We start from the raw sequence: 12,505 nt of genomic DNA, 5'->3' as shown, positions 1-12,505 counted from the left end.
CGGCGCGCCGGGGACGGAGGAAGCACATGGCGCAGAACGCGAACGACACCGACCGCGCGCAGCACCTCTCCTTCAGCCTCGCCGGCTGCGAGTACGGCGTCGGCATCCTGAAGGTGAAGGAGATCCTGCAGTACGAGGAGATCACCCGCGTGCCCTCCACCCCGCGCTCGGTGCGGGGCGTCATCAACCTGCGCGGCGCCGTGGTCCCGGTGATCGACCTCGCGGCCAAGTTCGGGCTCCCGGAGACCGCGGTCACCCGCCTCACCTGCATCCTCATCGTCGAGGCGGTGCTCGACGGCCAGCCGACGGTGATCGGCGTGATGGCCGACGCGGTCCGCGAGGTCATCGAGCTCGGGCCGGACGACGTCGAGCCCCCGCCCACCTTCGGTACGCAGGTCCGGGTCGACTACCTGCTCGGCATGGGGAAGGTCGGGAAGCGGTTCGTGCTGCTGCTCGACATCGACCGCGTGATCTCCGCCGACGAGAAGGAGTTCGCCGCGGCGGTGAAGGAGGGCCTCCCCGCCGAGGTGCCGGCCGCCGCGGCCGTTCCTGCGCCGGCGCCGGAGACTGCGCCCGCGGCGTAGCCGCGCGCGACGGACGCACGGGTGGCTGCGCGGGTGGAGCGGGGAACGCTGCAGGTCGGTTCCGGCGTCCTCTCCGCCGTGAGCGATCGCGACTTCGCGCGGTTCCAGCGGCTCATCAACGACGAGGCGGGCATCTGGCTCGCCCCGGTGAAGAAGGCGCTCCTCGTGGGCCGCCTGGCCCGGCGGCTGCGGGAGCTCGGCCTCGACTCGTACGGTGGGTACTTCGACCTCGTCGTCGCGAACGAGGCCGAGCGGATCCGCATGCTCGACGCGATCTGCACGAACGAGACGCACTTCTTCCGCGAGCCGCGCCACTTCGAGTTCCTGTGCGATCGCGTGCTGCCCGCGTGGCGCGAGGAGGCCGAGGCGGGCCGGCGGCCGCGGCGGCTGCGGGTGTGGAGCGCCGCGTGCTCGACCGGGGAGGAGCCGTACACGATCGCGATGACGCTCCTCTCGGCGCTGCAGGGCTGGGACCTGCAGATCCTCGCGACGGATCTCTCGACGAAGGTCCTCGCGCGGGCGGAGGCGGCGGTCTGGCCGCTCGAGAAGTCGCGCGAGATCCCCGACCCGTACCTCAAGGCGTACATGCTGAAGGGCTACGGCGGCCAGGAGGGGCTCATGAAGGCGGGGCCGGAGATCCGGGGCCTCGTCAGGTTCTCGCGCCTGAACCTCACGCACGACAACCCCGGCCTCGGCCAGTTCGATCTCGTCTTCTGCCGCAACGTGCTCATCTACTTCGACAAGGAGACGAAGGGGAAGGTCGTGGACCGGCTCCTCGATCGGCTCCTGCCGCACGGGTACCTGTTCCTCGGTCACGCCGAGAGCCTCGGCGGGTTCACCAACCGCGCGAAGGCGCTCCTGCCGACCGTGTACGCCCTCGCGCCGGCCGCGAAGCCGGACCGGTGACATGCCCCCCCGTATCCTCGTGATCGACGACTCCGCGGTGGTCCGGACCGCGCTCGCGCAGATCCTCGGGCGCGTCGGGATGCTCGTCGAGACGGCGGGCGATCCGATCATCGCGATGGACAAGATGCGCCGGCAGCGGCCGGACGCGATCGTGCTCGACATCGAGATGCCGCGGATGGACGGGCTCACCTTCCTGCAGAAGCTGATGCGGGAGGATCCGATCCCGGTCGTCGTGTGCTCCGGGCTGGCCGGCCCCGGCACCGAGGTGGCGCTCTCCGCGCTCGAGGAGGGCGCGGTCGACATCGTGACGAAGCCGCGCCTCGGGGTGAAGGGGTTCCTGGAGGACTCGGCGCAGCGGCTCGTCCACGTCGTCCGCGCCGCGGTCCAGGCCCGGGTCCGCGCGCGCGCGCCGGTGGCGGCCGCCCGGAAGCTCTCCGCCGACGCGGTGCTCCCGCCGAAGCGGCCCCCGGTCATCCGCGACACGACGCACAAGGTCGCCGTCGTCGGCGCCTCGACGGGCGGGACCGAGGCGCTCCGGGCGCTCCTCGAGGCGATGCCGCCGGACGCGCCGGGGATCGCCATCGTCCAGCACATGCCCGAGGTCTTCACGGAGCAGTTCGCGCGGCGCCTCGACGCGAGCTGCCGGATCGAGGTGAAGGAGGCGCGGCCGAACGACCGGCTCGCCCCGGGCCGGGCGCTCATCGCGCCGGGGAACCACCACCTCGTCGTCCGCCGCTCCGGCGCGCTCTACTTCGTGGACGTCGTCGATGGCCCTCCCGTGTCGCTCCACCGCCCGAGCGTGAACGTGCTCTTCCGCTCCGCGGCGCAGGCCGCCGGCCCGAACGCCGTCGGCGTGATCCTCACCGGCATGGGCGACGACGGCGCCGACGGGCTCGTCGAGCTCAAGGCGGCCGGGGCCCACACCATCGCGCAGGACGAGGCCACCTCGGTCGTGTTCGGGATGCCGAAGGAGGCGATCGCGCGGGGCGGCGTGCACGAGATCCTGCCGCTGCCGCGGATCGCCCATGCCATCCTCAAGTGGACGGTCTGACGGTGGCCGCCGCGGTACCTGGATGGGTGCTGTTTCCCACTCCAGGGTGACATCGCCCTCACCCGTTCGTAGCAGGCAGGTTTTCTCATCGTAGTCTCAGAAGCGTCGTAACAGGTCCACGGATCACGGCTTTTCACGGGTCGAGGGATGCACCCGGAGTAGATCTGGACCCGGCCCCGGGGTTGCACCGACGGCGCGTCAAGCCGGCTGCGCTTCGACCTGCACGCAACGTGCGGCAGCGCGCCGCGGGGACACCAGGATGAAGAACCTGTCGATCGGGATCCGCCTCTCGCTCGCGTTCGTGCTCATGCTCGCCATCACCGGCGCGGTCGCCGCGGCGGGGTACTGGGGGCTCGCGCGCGTGTCGACCACCACGCTCGACATGCTCGCAGGGGACGCGCGCACGGCCGCGGTCGCCGACGACGGGCGCTCGTCGGTGCTCGAGCTGCGCCGGTCCGAGAAGGACGTGCTCCTCAACATCGGCGACGCGGAGAAGCAGGCCGGGTACGAGCGCGCCTGGTCGAAGAGCGCGGACCGGCTCCGGACCGACCTCGCGGACCTCTCGAAGCTCGCGGACGACGCGGAGGACCGGCAGGCCATCGAGACGGCCCGGCGCGAGCTCGAGGCGTACGCGACGGGGTTCGCCGGGGTCTCGACCGGCGCCCGGACGGGCCGGTTCGCGTCGCCGCAGGAGGGCAACGCGGCGATGGCGCCGGTGAAGGACTCGATCCGCGCCCTCGAGGTCGCCCTCGACCAGCTCTCGGAGGCGCACCAGAAGAAGATGGCGGAGGCCGGGACCGTGGTCTCCGCCGCCGCCGCCGACGCCCGCTCGACGATGCTCCTCATCCTCCTCGCCGGCGTCGCGCTCGGCGCCGTGGTGAGCGTGTCCATCACCCGCTCGATCACGAACCCCCTCGCCGGCGTGCTCCGCGTCGTGGAGCGCGTCGCGGAGGGCGACCTCCGCGAGCTGCCGACGGTGGACCGCACGGACGAGACGGGGCGGCTCCAGGCGGCGATGCGGACGATGGCGGAGAAGCTCGCCCAGATCATCGGCGAGGTCCGGAGCGGCGCCGAGGCGCTCACCGGCGCGTCGCAGCAGGTCTCGGCGACGGCGCAGGCCCTCTCGCAGGGCACCGGCGAGCAGGCCGCGAGCGTCGAGGAGACCACCTCCTCGCTCGAGGAGATGACCGCGTCGATCACGCAGAACGCCGACAACTCGCGGCAGACGGAGCGGATGGCGAGCGAGGGCGCCCGGAACGCACAGGAGAGCGGGCGGGCCGTCACCGAGACGGTGGGCGCGATGAAGGCGATCGCCGAGAAGATCGGGATCATCGAGGAGATCGCGTACCAGACGAACCTCCTCGCCCTGAACGCCGCGATCGAGGCGGCGCGCGCGGGCGAGCACGGCAAGGGGTTCGCGGTGGTGGCGACCGAGGTCCGCAAGCTCGCCGAGCGCGCGCAGAAGGCGGCGGGCGAGATCGGCGGCCTCGCCGCCTCGTCGGTGCAGGTCGCGGAGCGCTCGGGCGCGCTCATCACCGAGCTGGTTCCGGCGATCCAGAAGACGGCCGAGCTCGTCCAGGAGGTGGCCGCGGCGAGCCAGGAGCAGTCGGCCGGGGTCTCGCAGGTCTCGAAGGCGATGGGCGTCGTCGATCAGGTGACGCAGCGGAACGCGTCCGCCGCCGAGGAGCTCTCGTCGACCGCCGAGGAGATGTCCTCGCAGGCGGAGGCGCTCCAGCAGCTCATGGCGTTCTTCCAGGTGGCGCACCTCGGCCCGGTCCGCGCGCACGCGCCCGCGCCGCGTCCCGCGCTCGCCGCCCCGGCCGCCCACGCGATCTCGCACGCGGCGCCGCATCCGGCGCCCCGCGCTGCCCAGGCGGCGGACGCGGCGGCGCTCCCCGCGCCGCGCCGGAACGGCGCGACGCACGGCGACTCGGGCTTCAAGCGGTTCTAGGGCGCGAGGGGCGGGACCGGGGCCCTGCGCCGTGGGCGCGGGGCCCCTCCTCGTTCAGTCCTCGACCTCGTCCAGCCAGGCCATCTGGATGGCCTCGAGGACCTTCTCGTTCGACTTCGCGGGATCGTCGGAGAAGCCGGGGAGCTCGCACACCCAGCGGTGCAGGTCGGTGAAGCGCACCGAGAGCGGCGCGACGCCGGGGTGGCGCTCGGCGAGCTCGATGGCGATCTCCCGGACGTCGGTCCACTTCATGGTCAGCTCGCGATGCGGTTGTGGGGGATCCGGACCACCACGTCGCCGGTCGACACGCACGCCTGGCAGCCGAGCCGCGACGTGGGCGCGAGGCCGGCCGCCTCGTTCAGCTTGTCGTCCTCGCGGTCCTCGAGCTCCGAGAGCGAGTCGAGCCCCTCCTCCACCCAGACGTGGCAGGTCGTGCACGCGCAGACGCCGCCGCAGTTGCTCGGCAGGTCCACGTCCGCAGCCTCGGCGGCGTCCAGGATCGACGTTCCGGCGGGCACCTCGACGGTCTTCCCGTCGGGCACGAAGGTCACGCGCGGCATCTCAGGTATTCTCGTTCGTGTCGAGGTCGATGTCCTTCGACCCGGTGGCGGGAGGGTGGTCCGAGAACTCCTCGACGCGGTGCCCGGCCATCGCCTTCGCGATGTGCTTGTTCATCCGGCGCTCGGCGAACTCCTTGGTCGCGGCGTCGACGGACTCGATCCACGCCTTCACCGCGAGGAAGTCGTGGCCGGCCATCGCGTCGCGGAGCCCGCGCATCTTCTCCTCGATGGCGGCGCGTTCCGTCGGCGCGAGGAGCTCGCCGTCCATCTGGAACGCGGTCTCGAGCGAGGACACGATCCGGTCGCCCTCGACGCGCCACTCGCGGAGGAACCGCTCCGAGACGTCCTCCTCGGCGTGCTCGATGCTCTCGACCAGCATCTGCTCGACCTCGTCCTCGGTGAGGCCGTACGTCGGCTTCACCTGGATCCGCTGCTCGAGTCCGGTGGTGAGCTCGCGCGCCGAGACCTGGAGGATCCCGTCGGCGTCCACGGCGTAGGAGATCTCCACGCGCGCGATGCCGGCCGGCATCGGCGGGATCCCCTTCAGCGTGAACCGCGCGAGGGAGCGGCAGTCGCGGGCGAGCTCGCGCTCGCCCTGGACCACGTGGATCACCATGCCGGTCTGGCCGTCGGCGTAGGTGGTGAAGCCCTGCGTGGCGGACGCCGGGATGGTGGAGTTCCGCAGGATGATCTTCTCGACGACGCCGCCCATCATCTCGACGCCGAGCGAGAGCGGGATCACGTCGAGGAGGAGCACGTCCTCGCGGCCGCCCCGATCGAGCGCGTCCGCCTGGACCGCCGCGCCGAGCGCGACCACGGTGTCCGGGTCGAGGTCGGTGAGCGGCTCCTGCCCGAACATCTTCCGCACGTGACGGCGCACGAGCGGGGTCCGCGTCGCGCCGCCCACGAGCACCACGCCGTCGACCCGCGGGACGCCCGCGTCGCGGAGCGCGTCGTGGCACGGCCCGCTGGTGCGCTCGACGACGGGCTGGATGAGCGCCTCGAGCTCGGCGCGGGTGAGCCGGGCCGCGAGGCGGTAGCCCTCCGGCAGCTCCACCTCGGCCTCCACGAGGTCCTCGTAGGTGAGCGCCTCCCGGATCTTCTGCGCGGCCGCGACCGCGCCGCGGAGCACCGCCGGCGAGGGCGTCTCCACGCGCGGCGTGAGCCCCTCCGCGAGGAGCTTCCGCGCGACCACGCGGTCGAAGTCGTCGCCGCCGAGGTGGGTGTCGCCGCCGGTCGAGAGCACCTCGAAGATGCCGTTGTCGAGGCGGAGGATCGAGACGTCGAAGGTGCCGCCGCCGAGGTCGTACACCGCGAACGTGCCCTGGGCCCGCTTGTCGAGGCCGTACGCCAGCGCCGCGGCGGTCGGCTCGTTGAGGAGCCGGAGCACGTCGAGGCCCGCGAGCCGGCCGGCGTCCTTGGTGGCCTGGCGCTGGGCGTCGTCGAAGTAGGCGGGGACGGTGATGACGCAGCCGCCCGGCGCGTCTCGGAGTCCGTCCGCCGCGCGCCGGCGCAGGACCCGGAGGATCTCCGCGGAGACCTCGATGGGCGTGACCGCCCGCGCGTCGCCGCCGACGTGCAGCTTCACGACGGCGCCGGACTCGTCGAAGCGATAGATGCCGCGGTCCTCCGGCCGGATGTCGCCGGGCCCGCGACCCATGAACCGCTTCACCGACAGGATCGTGTCGACCGGCCGCTCCGGGGCACGCCGCTTGGCGGCGGCGCCCACCTCGACGCCGCCGTCGGGCCCGTAGAAGACGGCGGAGGGGAGGAGCGGGCGGCCCTCGTCGACGGGCAACACCTGGGGACGGTTCCGCTCGTCGACGTAGGCGACGAGCGAGTTCGTCGTCCCGAGATCGATCCCGATGGCGCGGGGCATGGGTCCTCTTCTTACTACAGATGAAGAGAGGCGCCGGCCCGTTGCGCGTCGGCGACGATGTTGTCGTAGTACCGCGCCCGCGAGAGCCGCCGGGCGATGTCGATGACGAGCTCCGAGAACCAGTGCTCGTCCTCGAAGCAGCGGGAGACCTCCGACTCGAGCGCCGCCAGCCGCTCGCGCGCCTGCTCGGCGATCCGGGCGAGCGCCGCGGCGTCGCCGTCGGCCTGGGCGAGCGCCATCGCCTCGCGCCACTCGAGCTGCTCCTCGAGGAACTCGGGGTCCGCGAAGGTCTTGCCCTCCGCGAAGACGTCGGTGCCGGCGAGCTTCAGGAGGTACGCCGCCCGGAGCCGCCAGTCCTTGAGGTAGCGGAAGGCGTCGTTGAGGCGCGTCGCGCGCTCGAGGGAGAGGCGGCGCTCGCGCGACTCGGCCTTGGCGAAGCGATCGGGGTGGAGGGTGCGGGACAGGTCGCGGAAGCGCTTCTCGACCTCGCGCTGGTCGACGGCGAACTGGCGAGGGAGGCCGAGCAGGGAGAAATAGTCCTCCGTCCGGCCGACGGGCTGGATCTTGCGGCAGCTGGGGCAGAAGGGCGTGGGCTCCTCCTCCAGCGTCTTGCAGCTCCAGCAGTGCAGCACCGCGGTCCTCCCCCGGCTCCGGAAAGACCGTTCCCGCCCGGCCGCGCGCCGCGCGGTCGACGGGCCGGAACGCCGGACGTCACCTTCTCAGATCGTGAACGACTCCCCGCACCCGCACGCGCTCTTCACGTTCGGGTTCCGGAACACGAACCCCGTCTGCATGAGCGTCTGCTGCCAGTCGATCACGGTGCCGGCGAGGAAGATCGCGCTCTTCGGATCCACGAACACGCGCGCGCCGTCGCGCTCGATGACCTGGTCGAGCTTCGCCGGCCTGTCCGCCCAGTCGATGAAGTACGACAGGCCCGAGCAGCCGCCGCCCTTCACGCCGAGGCGAAGCCCGCCGTCCGGCGTCTTCTTCTCCTCGGTCAGCTTCTTGATCCGGACCGCCGCCTTCTCGCTGATCTCGATCACCGTGGCCATGCCGCGCCTCCGCTAGATCCCGGACTTGAGGACGCCCTTCTCGAGCAGCGCCGCCCGGTCGCCCTGGACGGTGTTCGGCTTCACGGAGGGGTTCTGGCCGTGCTTCTTCTGCCAGTCCGAGACCGCCGCCTTGATGGCGTCCTCGGCGAGCACGGAGCAGTGGATCTTCACCGGCGGCAGGTTCAGCTCGTTCGCCACGTCGGTGTTCTTGATCGTGAGCGCCTCCTCGACCGTCTTGCCCTTCACCCACTCGGTCACGAGCGAGGAGGACGCGATCGCGGAGCCGCAGCCGAACGTCTTGAACTTGGCGTCCTCGATGACGCCCTGATCGTTCACCCGGATCTGCAGCTTCATCACGTCGCCGCATGCCGGCGCCCCGACGAGCCCCGTCCCGACCTCCGGATCGTTCTTGTCGAGCGATCCGACGTTGCGCGGGTTCTCGTAGTGATCGATCAGCTTCTCGGAGTACGCCATCTCGGTTCCTTTTCTCGTTGCCCCTCCCCCTTCGACCCGGGACCGCTCGAACCGGTTCTAGTGGGGATTCGCCCATTCGATCTGGGTCAGATCGACGCCTTCCTTGACCATCTCGTAGAGCGGCGACATCTCGCGCAGCTTCTTCACCTTCTCGGCGACGAGGCGCACAACGTACTCCACCTCCTCCGCGGTGGTGAAGCGCCCGAGCCCGAAGCGGATCGACGAGTGGGCGAGGTCTTCGGTCACCCCCATCGCGCGCAGGACGTAGGACGGCTCGAGCGACGCGCTCGTGCACGCCGAGCCGGACGAGACCGCCACGTCCTTCACCGCCATCATCAGCGCCTCGCCCTCGACGTACGCGAAGCTCACGTTCAGGTTGCCCGGGAGGCGGTGCTCGAGGCTGCCGTTCAGCGTCACGAGATCGAGCTCCTTCTCGATCCCCTTCCGCAGCTTCTCCCGCAGGGCCAGCACGCGCGCCGCCTCCGCCTCGCGCTCGGCGGTGGCGAGGGCGCAGGCCATCCCGAACCCGACGATGCCCGGCACGTTGAGGGTCCCCGAGCGGAAGCCGCGCTCGTGTCCGCCGCCGTCCATCTCCGCGACGAGGCGGACCCGGGGCTTGCGGCGGACGTACAGCGCGCCGACGCCCTTCGGGCCGTACATCTTGTGCGCGGACATCGACGCGAGGTCGACGTTCATCGCTTCCACGTCGAACGGGATCTTGCCGATCGACTGCACCGCGTCGCAGTGGAAGACCACGCCCGCGGCGCGGGTGATCGCGCCGATCTCGGCGATCGGGTGGACCACCCCGGTCTCGTTGTTCGCGTGCATGATCGAGACGAGGATCGTGTCCGGGCGGAGCGCCGCCTTCACCCTGGCGGGATCGACGCGCCCGTCCCGCTCGACGTCGAGGAAGGTGATCTCGAACCCCTGCCGCTCGAGGGCGTGCATCGAGTCGAGGACGGCCTTGTGCTCGGTCTTGCAGGTGACGAGGTGCTTGCCCTTCGAGTGGTAGAAGTGCGCCGCGCCCTTGATCGCGAGGTTGTCGGACTCGGTCGCGCCGCTCGTCCAGACGATCTCCTTCGGGGAGGCGCCGATCAGGCGCGCGACCTCCTCGCGGGCCGCCTCGACCGCCTCCTCCGCCTTCCACCCGAACGCATGGCTCTTCGAGGCGGCGTTGCCGAAGTCGGTCGTGAAGAACGGCAGCATGGCCTCGAGCACGCGCGGATCCAATGGGGTCGTGGCGTGGTAGTCCATGTAGATGGGAATCTTCATCGCGCCCGGAGCCTCTTACGGGAAGCGGGGACCTTGCCCCACGGAGCCAAACATGGACGGCGAGGGTCGAGTATAAGGAAAACGGTCACCCGGTCAAGCGCCCCCATTTAGCAAATGTCGGCGCCGACAGGACTTTTTTTGAGCAGCAGCAAGCCTTGAAAATGCGCACCGCCATCCGTTTGTTCCTCGCCGCCGCCGCGTTCGCCGCCGTCGCCTGGATACCCGACCGGATCGGGCTGGGGCCCACCGGAAGTGGGAGCGATCTGGGCCTCGGTGGCCTGCTCGGGCAGGGGTCGATCCTCGCGTTCGCGGCCGCCTTCGCGGGCGGCGTCGCGACCAGCCTCACCCCCTGCGTCTACCCGCTCATCCCGATCACCGTCTCGATGTTCGGCGCCCGGAGGGCCAGCAGCCGCGCCGAGGCGATGACGCTCTCGGCCCTCTACGTCCTCGGCATCGCCGTCATGTACTCCGCCCTCGGCGTCGGGGCGGCGGCGACCGGGAAGGCGTTCGGGACCGTCATGCAGAACCCCTGGGTGATGGGGCTCGTCGCGGTCGTCCTCGGCGCCATGGCGGCCTCGATGTTCGGCGCCTTCGACCTCCAGCTCCCGTCCGCGCTGCAGCTCCGCCTGAACCGGGTCGGCGGCGCCGGCCGCGCGGGCGCGTTCGGCATGGGGCTCGTCTCCGGGATCATCGCCGCGCCCTGCACCGGCCCGGTCCTCGCGGCGGCGCTGACGTTCATCGCCGCGAAGGGCTCCGTCGTCTTCGGCGTCGGCATCATGTTCACCTACGCCCTCGGGATGGGGCTCCTCTTCTTCCTCATCGGCGCATTCTCCATCGCGCTGCCGAAGAGCGGGCCGTGGATGGAGACGGTGAAGTCCGTCTTCGGCGTCGCGCTCCTCGCCGCCGCGCTCATCTTCGTGAAGGGCGCGTTCCCGGCGAGCGGGCGGCTCTTCTCGGCGGCGCACGCGGCGGCGTACCTCGCGGCGAGCGCCGCGGCCATCGGCGTCCTCCTCGGCGCGCTCCAGGGCAGCTTCCACGGCATGGCCGCCGAGCGGCTCGCGAAGGGGCTCGGCGTCGTCCTGCTCGTCGGCGGGATCGTCTACGCCGCGGGCGCGTCCGGCGCGCGCGAGGCGCGGGCGCGGAGCACGTTCGCGTGGCTGCACTCTTACGACGCGGCGATCGCGAAGGCGAAGGCCGAGGGCCGCCCGGTGATCATCGACTTCTGGGCGGACTGGTGCGTCGCCTGCAAGGAGCTCGACAAGATCGCCTGGTCGCAGGCGCCGGTGAAGGAGGCCGCGTCCCGGTTCGTCGCCGTGAAGCTCGACGGGACCGACGCGGACGACGCGTTCACCGCTCTCGCCGAGCGGTACGGCGTCGTCGGGATGCCGACGGTGGTGTTCCTCGACCACCGGGGCCGCGAGGTGCCGGACCGGGTGGTCGGCGCGGTCGGCGCCGACGAGATGCTGCAGCGGCTCCGGACCGTGGACGGCGCGTGCGAGAAGCTCGCCGCGCTGCCCGACGCGCCGCCGGTCGATCGCCAGCCAGGCGCGATCCCGGTCGCGTGCGCCGTGCGCTGGTGAGGCGCGCCGCTAGAACACGCGGTAGCCGCCCACGATCAGGAAGGTGAGCTCCGCCCGGCCGTCCGAGAGCGGGGCGTCGCCGGCGCCGGCGCGGTAGCCGAGGCCGATGCGCGCGCCGAGCGTGTACTGGTCGTAGAGCGGGGCCTCGTACGCGAGCGAGATGCGCGGGATGAAGAGGAGCCCGGAGCCGTTGCGCAGCGTGACGGTGACCGGCGCCTCGCCGATGATGGAGAGGATGCCGCTGCCGGCGTGCTGCGAGAGCGAGAGGCCCGGCGCGATCTCGAAGCCGCGGTCCTTGTGGTTGCCGGCGTGCATCCAGGTCCCGCCGAAGTCCGCGTACCAGGCGACGCCCAGGCGGGCGCCCATCGCGAACGGGCCCGCCGGCCCGAGGGGACGGCGGTAGAACGCGCCGAGGCGAAGCTCGGCGTAGGCGTAGTCGAGGTCGGCGTACCCGCCGAGATCGTCCTGCTTCGTGATCCCCTGCGCGTACATGAAGGACAGCTTCGACCAGCCGGCCTGCGCGAGGATGGCGGAGCGACCCTCGAGCGGCTCCGCGGAGAGGAGCGAGAGCTGCGGCGGGCCGACGGGGATGGTCCGCGGCGGCGGGAGGTTCTCGGCCGGGGCGGCGGGCGGCTGCGGCTGCGCGGCGGGCGGCGGCGGCTCGGCGCCAGGCGGCGGCTGGGGCGGCGCCTGCTCCGCCTCGCGCGCCGGCGCCGTGGCGCCGGTGGGCGCGGGCGGCTTGGTGCGGCTCGGGAGCGGCGGGTTCACCTGCTGCGGGGGCTCCGCCTGCGTGAGGCGGGGATCGTCGGCGAGCTTGCCGTCGCCCGTCGCGGCCTGGGTGGCGAGGAAGAGGTGGAGCGCGGCGAGGGTCGAGAGCATCGGGGGAGCCTCCGGGGCGCGGATTGTAGCCTCGCCGCCCCGCGGTGCCGAGGAAGTTGGACGCGCCGGTCCGGTGTTGACACCCCGAGCCCCCAAGGCTAATGAGGAGGCCCCTTCGCCCAGGTGGCGGAACTGGTAGACGCACCAGATTCAGGGTCTGGCGGCCTCAAAACCGTGGAGGTTCGAATCCTCTCCTGGGCACTCGGACGGGCTGGCGGGTCAACCGCCGGCCCGTCTCCTTTTCGGGGGCCCGCCGCCGCGCGCCGGTCTCCCGCTCCCCCGTATTGACATTTCCGCCGGTCTGCATATTTATGCAG

The 12,505-nt window shown here is 71.8% G+C and carries 13 protein-coding genes and 1 tRNA gene; 6 read left to right on the top strand and 8 right to left on the bottom strand.

Features of this window, described 5'->3' with window-relative positions; translation table 11 throughout:
* Positions 1-26 precede the first annotated feature (26 nt).
* The 4 genes from AMOR_RS16315 (at position 27) to AMOR_RS16300 (ending at position 4,492) form a co-directional block, all read left to right on the top strand.
* Positions 27-584: a chemotaxis protein CheW gene (locus tag AMOR_RS16315; RefSeq protein ID WP_248352615.1), complete on the top strand. Its 558-nt coding sequence runs from the start codon at positions 27-29 to the stop codon at positions 582-584.
* A gap of 21 nt (positions 585-605) precedes the next feature.
* Positions 606-1,490, top strand: coding sequence for a CheR family methyltransferase (locus AMOR_RS16310; protein ID WP_248352614.1), 885 nt, complete (start codon positions 606-608; stop codon positions 1,488-1,490).
* A 1-nt stretch (position 1,491) separates the two neighbouring features.
* Positions 1,492-2,541: a protein-glutamate methylesterase/protein-glutamine glutaminase gene (locus AMOR_RS16305; protein WP_248352613.1), complete on the top strand. Its 1,050-nt coding sequence runs from the start codon at positions 1,492-1,494 to the stop codon at positions 2,539-2,541.
* A 259-nt stretch (positions 2,542-2,800) separates the two neighbouring features.
* Positions 2,801-4,492, top strand: a complete 1,692-nt coding sequence (locus AMOR_RS16300) for a methyl-accepting chemotaxis protein (RefSeq protein WP_248352612.1) — start codon at positions 2,801-2,803, stop codon at positions 4,490-4,492.
* Between the two features lie 54 nt (positions 4,493-4,546).
* On the opposite strand, the gene iscX is transcribed toward AMOR_RS16300, so the two are convergent.
* The 7 genes from iscX to AMOR_RS16265 all read right to left on the bottom strand — a co-directional run bounded on the left by iscX (position 4,547) and on the right by AMOR_RS16265 (position 9,729).
* Positions 4,547-4,744 (bottom strand): Fe-S cluster assembly protein IscX, encoded by a 198-nt coding sequence (gene iscX / locus AMOR_RS16295; protein WP_449658174.1) that lies wholly within the window; start codon positions 4,742-4,744, stop codon positions 4,547-4,549.
* A gap of 2 nt (positions 4,745-4,746) precedes the next feature.
* On the bottom strand, positions 4,747-5,052 hold the full coding sequence (locus tag AMOR_RS16290) for a 2Fe-2S iron-sulfur cluster-binding protein (RefSeq protein WP_248352611.1): 306 nt from the start codon (positions 5,050-5,052) through the stop codon (positions 4,747-4,749).
* 1 nt (position 5,053) lies between these two features.
* Positions 5,054-6,931 (bottom strand): Fe-S protein assembly chaperone HscA, encoded by a 1,878-nt coding sequence (gene hscA / locus AMOR_RS16285; RefSeq protein ID WP_248352610.1) that lies wholly within the window; start codon positions 6,929-6,931, stop codon positions 5,054-5,056.
* A 14-nt stretch (positions 6,932-6,945) separates the two neighbouring features.
* Positions 6,946-7,563 carry a Fe-S protein assembly co-chaperone HscB gene (gene hscB / locus AMOR_RS16280; RefSeq protein WP_248352609.1) on the bottom strand — a complete coding sequence of 206 codons (618 nt, stop codon included), beginning with the start codon at positions 7,561-7,563 and terminating at the stop codon, positions 6,946-6,948.
* Positions 7,564-7,650: 87 nt separating this feature from the next.
* A complete protein-coding gene (locus AMOR_RS16275) occupies positions 7,651-7,983 on the bottom strand; it encodes a HesB/IscA family protein (protein ID WP_248352608.1) in 333 nt (110 codons plus the stop codon).
* 12 nt (positions 7,984-7,995) lie between these two features.
* A complete protein-coding gene (iscU, locus tag AMOR_RS16270) occupies positions 7,996-8,457 on the bottom strand; it encodes a Fe-S cluster assembly scaffold IscU (RefSeq protein WP_248352607.1) in 462 nt (153 codons plus the stop codon).
* 57 nt (positions 8,458-8,514) lie between these two features.
* A complete protein-coding gene (locus AMOR_RS16265; protein WP_248352606.1) occupies positions 8,515-9,729 on the bottom strand; it encodes an IscS subfamily cysteine desulfurase in 1,215 nt (404 codons plus the stop codon).
* Positions 9,730-9,890: 161 nt separating this feature from the next.
* On the opposite strand from AMOR_RS16265, the gene AMOR_RS16260 reads away from it, so the two are divergent.
* On the top strand, positions 9,891-11,309 hold the full coding sequence (locus AMOR_RS16260; RefSeq protein WP_248352605.1) for a protein-disulfide reductase DsbD family protein: 1,419 nt from the start codon (positions 9,891-9,893) through the stop codon (positions 11,307-11,309).
* Between the two features lie 9 nt (positions 11,310-11,318).
* Here AMOR_RS16260 and AMOR_RS16255 read toward each other — a convergent pair whose 3' ends face one another.
* Positions 11,319-12,188 carry a hypothetical protein gene (locus AMOR_RS16255; protein WP_248352604.1) on the bottom strand — a complete coding sequence of 290 codons (870 nt, stop codon included), beginning with the start codon at positions 12,186-12,188 and terminating at the stop codon, positions 11,319-11,321.
* Positions 12,189-12,305: 117 nt separating this feature from the next.
* On the opposite strand from AMOR_RS16255, the gene AMOR_RS16250 reads away from it, so the two are divergent.
* Positions 12,306-12,389 (top strand) — tRNA-Leu (locus tag AMOR_RS16250).
* The last annotated feature ends 116 nt before the right edge of the window (positions 12,390-12,505 follow it).

The organism is Anaeromyxobacter oryzae (assembly GCF_023169945.1).
GTDB classification, from domain to species: domain Bacteria; phylum Myxococcota; class Myxococcia; order Myxococcales; family Anaeromyxobacteraceae; genus Anaeromyxobacter; species Anaeromyxobacter oryzae.
This window is presented reverse-complemented; position numbering and strand designations above follow the sequence as displayed.

Bases quoted from the DNA above. Each gene is read 5' to 3' on its own strand.
- AMOR_RS16290 (WP_248352611.1), bottom strand. From the start codon at position 5,052: ATGCCGCGCGTGACCTTCGTGCCCGACGGGAAGACCGTCGAGGTGCCC.
- hscA (WP_248352610.1), bottom strand. From the start codon at position 6,931: ATGCCCCGCGCCATCGGGATCGATCTCGGGACGACGAACTCGCTCGTC.
- AMOR_RS16255 (WP_248352604.1), bottom strand. From the start codon at position 12,188: ATGCTCTCGACCCTCGCCGCGCTCCACCTCTTCCTCGCCACCCAGGCC.
- iscX (WP_449658174.1), bottom strand. From the start codon at position 4,744: ATGAAGTGGACCGACGTCCGGGAGATCGCCATCGAGCTCGCCGAGCGC.
- AMOR_RS16260 (WP_248352605.1), top strand. From the start codon at position 9,891: ATGCGCACCGCCATCCGTTTGTTCCTCGCCGCCGCCGCGTTCGCCGCC.
- AMOR_RS16315 (WP_248352615.1), top strand. From the start codon at position 27: ATGGCGCAGAACGCGAACGACACCGACCGCGCGCAGCACCTCTCCTTC.
- AMOR_RS16265 (WP_248352606.1), bottom strand. From the start codon at position 9,729: ATGAAGATTCCCATCTACATGGACTACCACGCCACGACCCCATTGGAT.
- AMOR_RS16275 (WP_248352608.1), bottom strand. From the start codon at position 7,983: ATGGCCACGGTGATCGAGATCAGCGAGAAGGCGGCGGTCCGGATCAAG.
- iscU (WP_248352607.1), bottom strand. From the start codon at position 8,457: ATGGCGTACTCCGAGAAGCTGATCGATCACTACGAGAACCCGCGCAAC.
- AMOR_RS16305 (WP_248352613.1), top strand. From the start codon at position 1,492: ATGCCCCCCCGTATCCTCGTGATCGACGACTCCGCGGTGGTCCGGACC.
- AMOR_RS16300 (WP_248352612.1), top strand. From the start codon at position 2,801: ATGAAGAACCTGTCGATCGGGATCCGCCTCTCGCTCGCGTTCGTGCTC.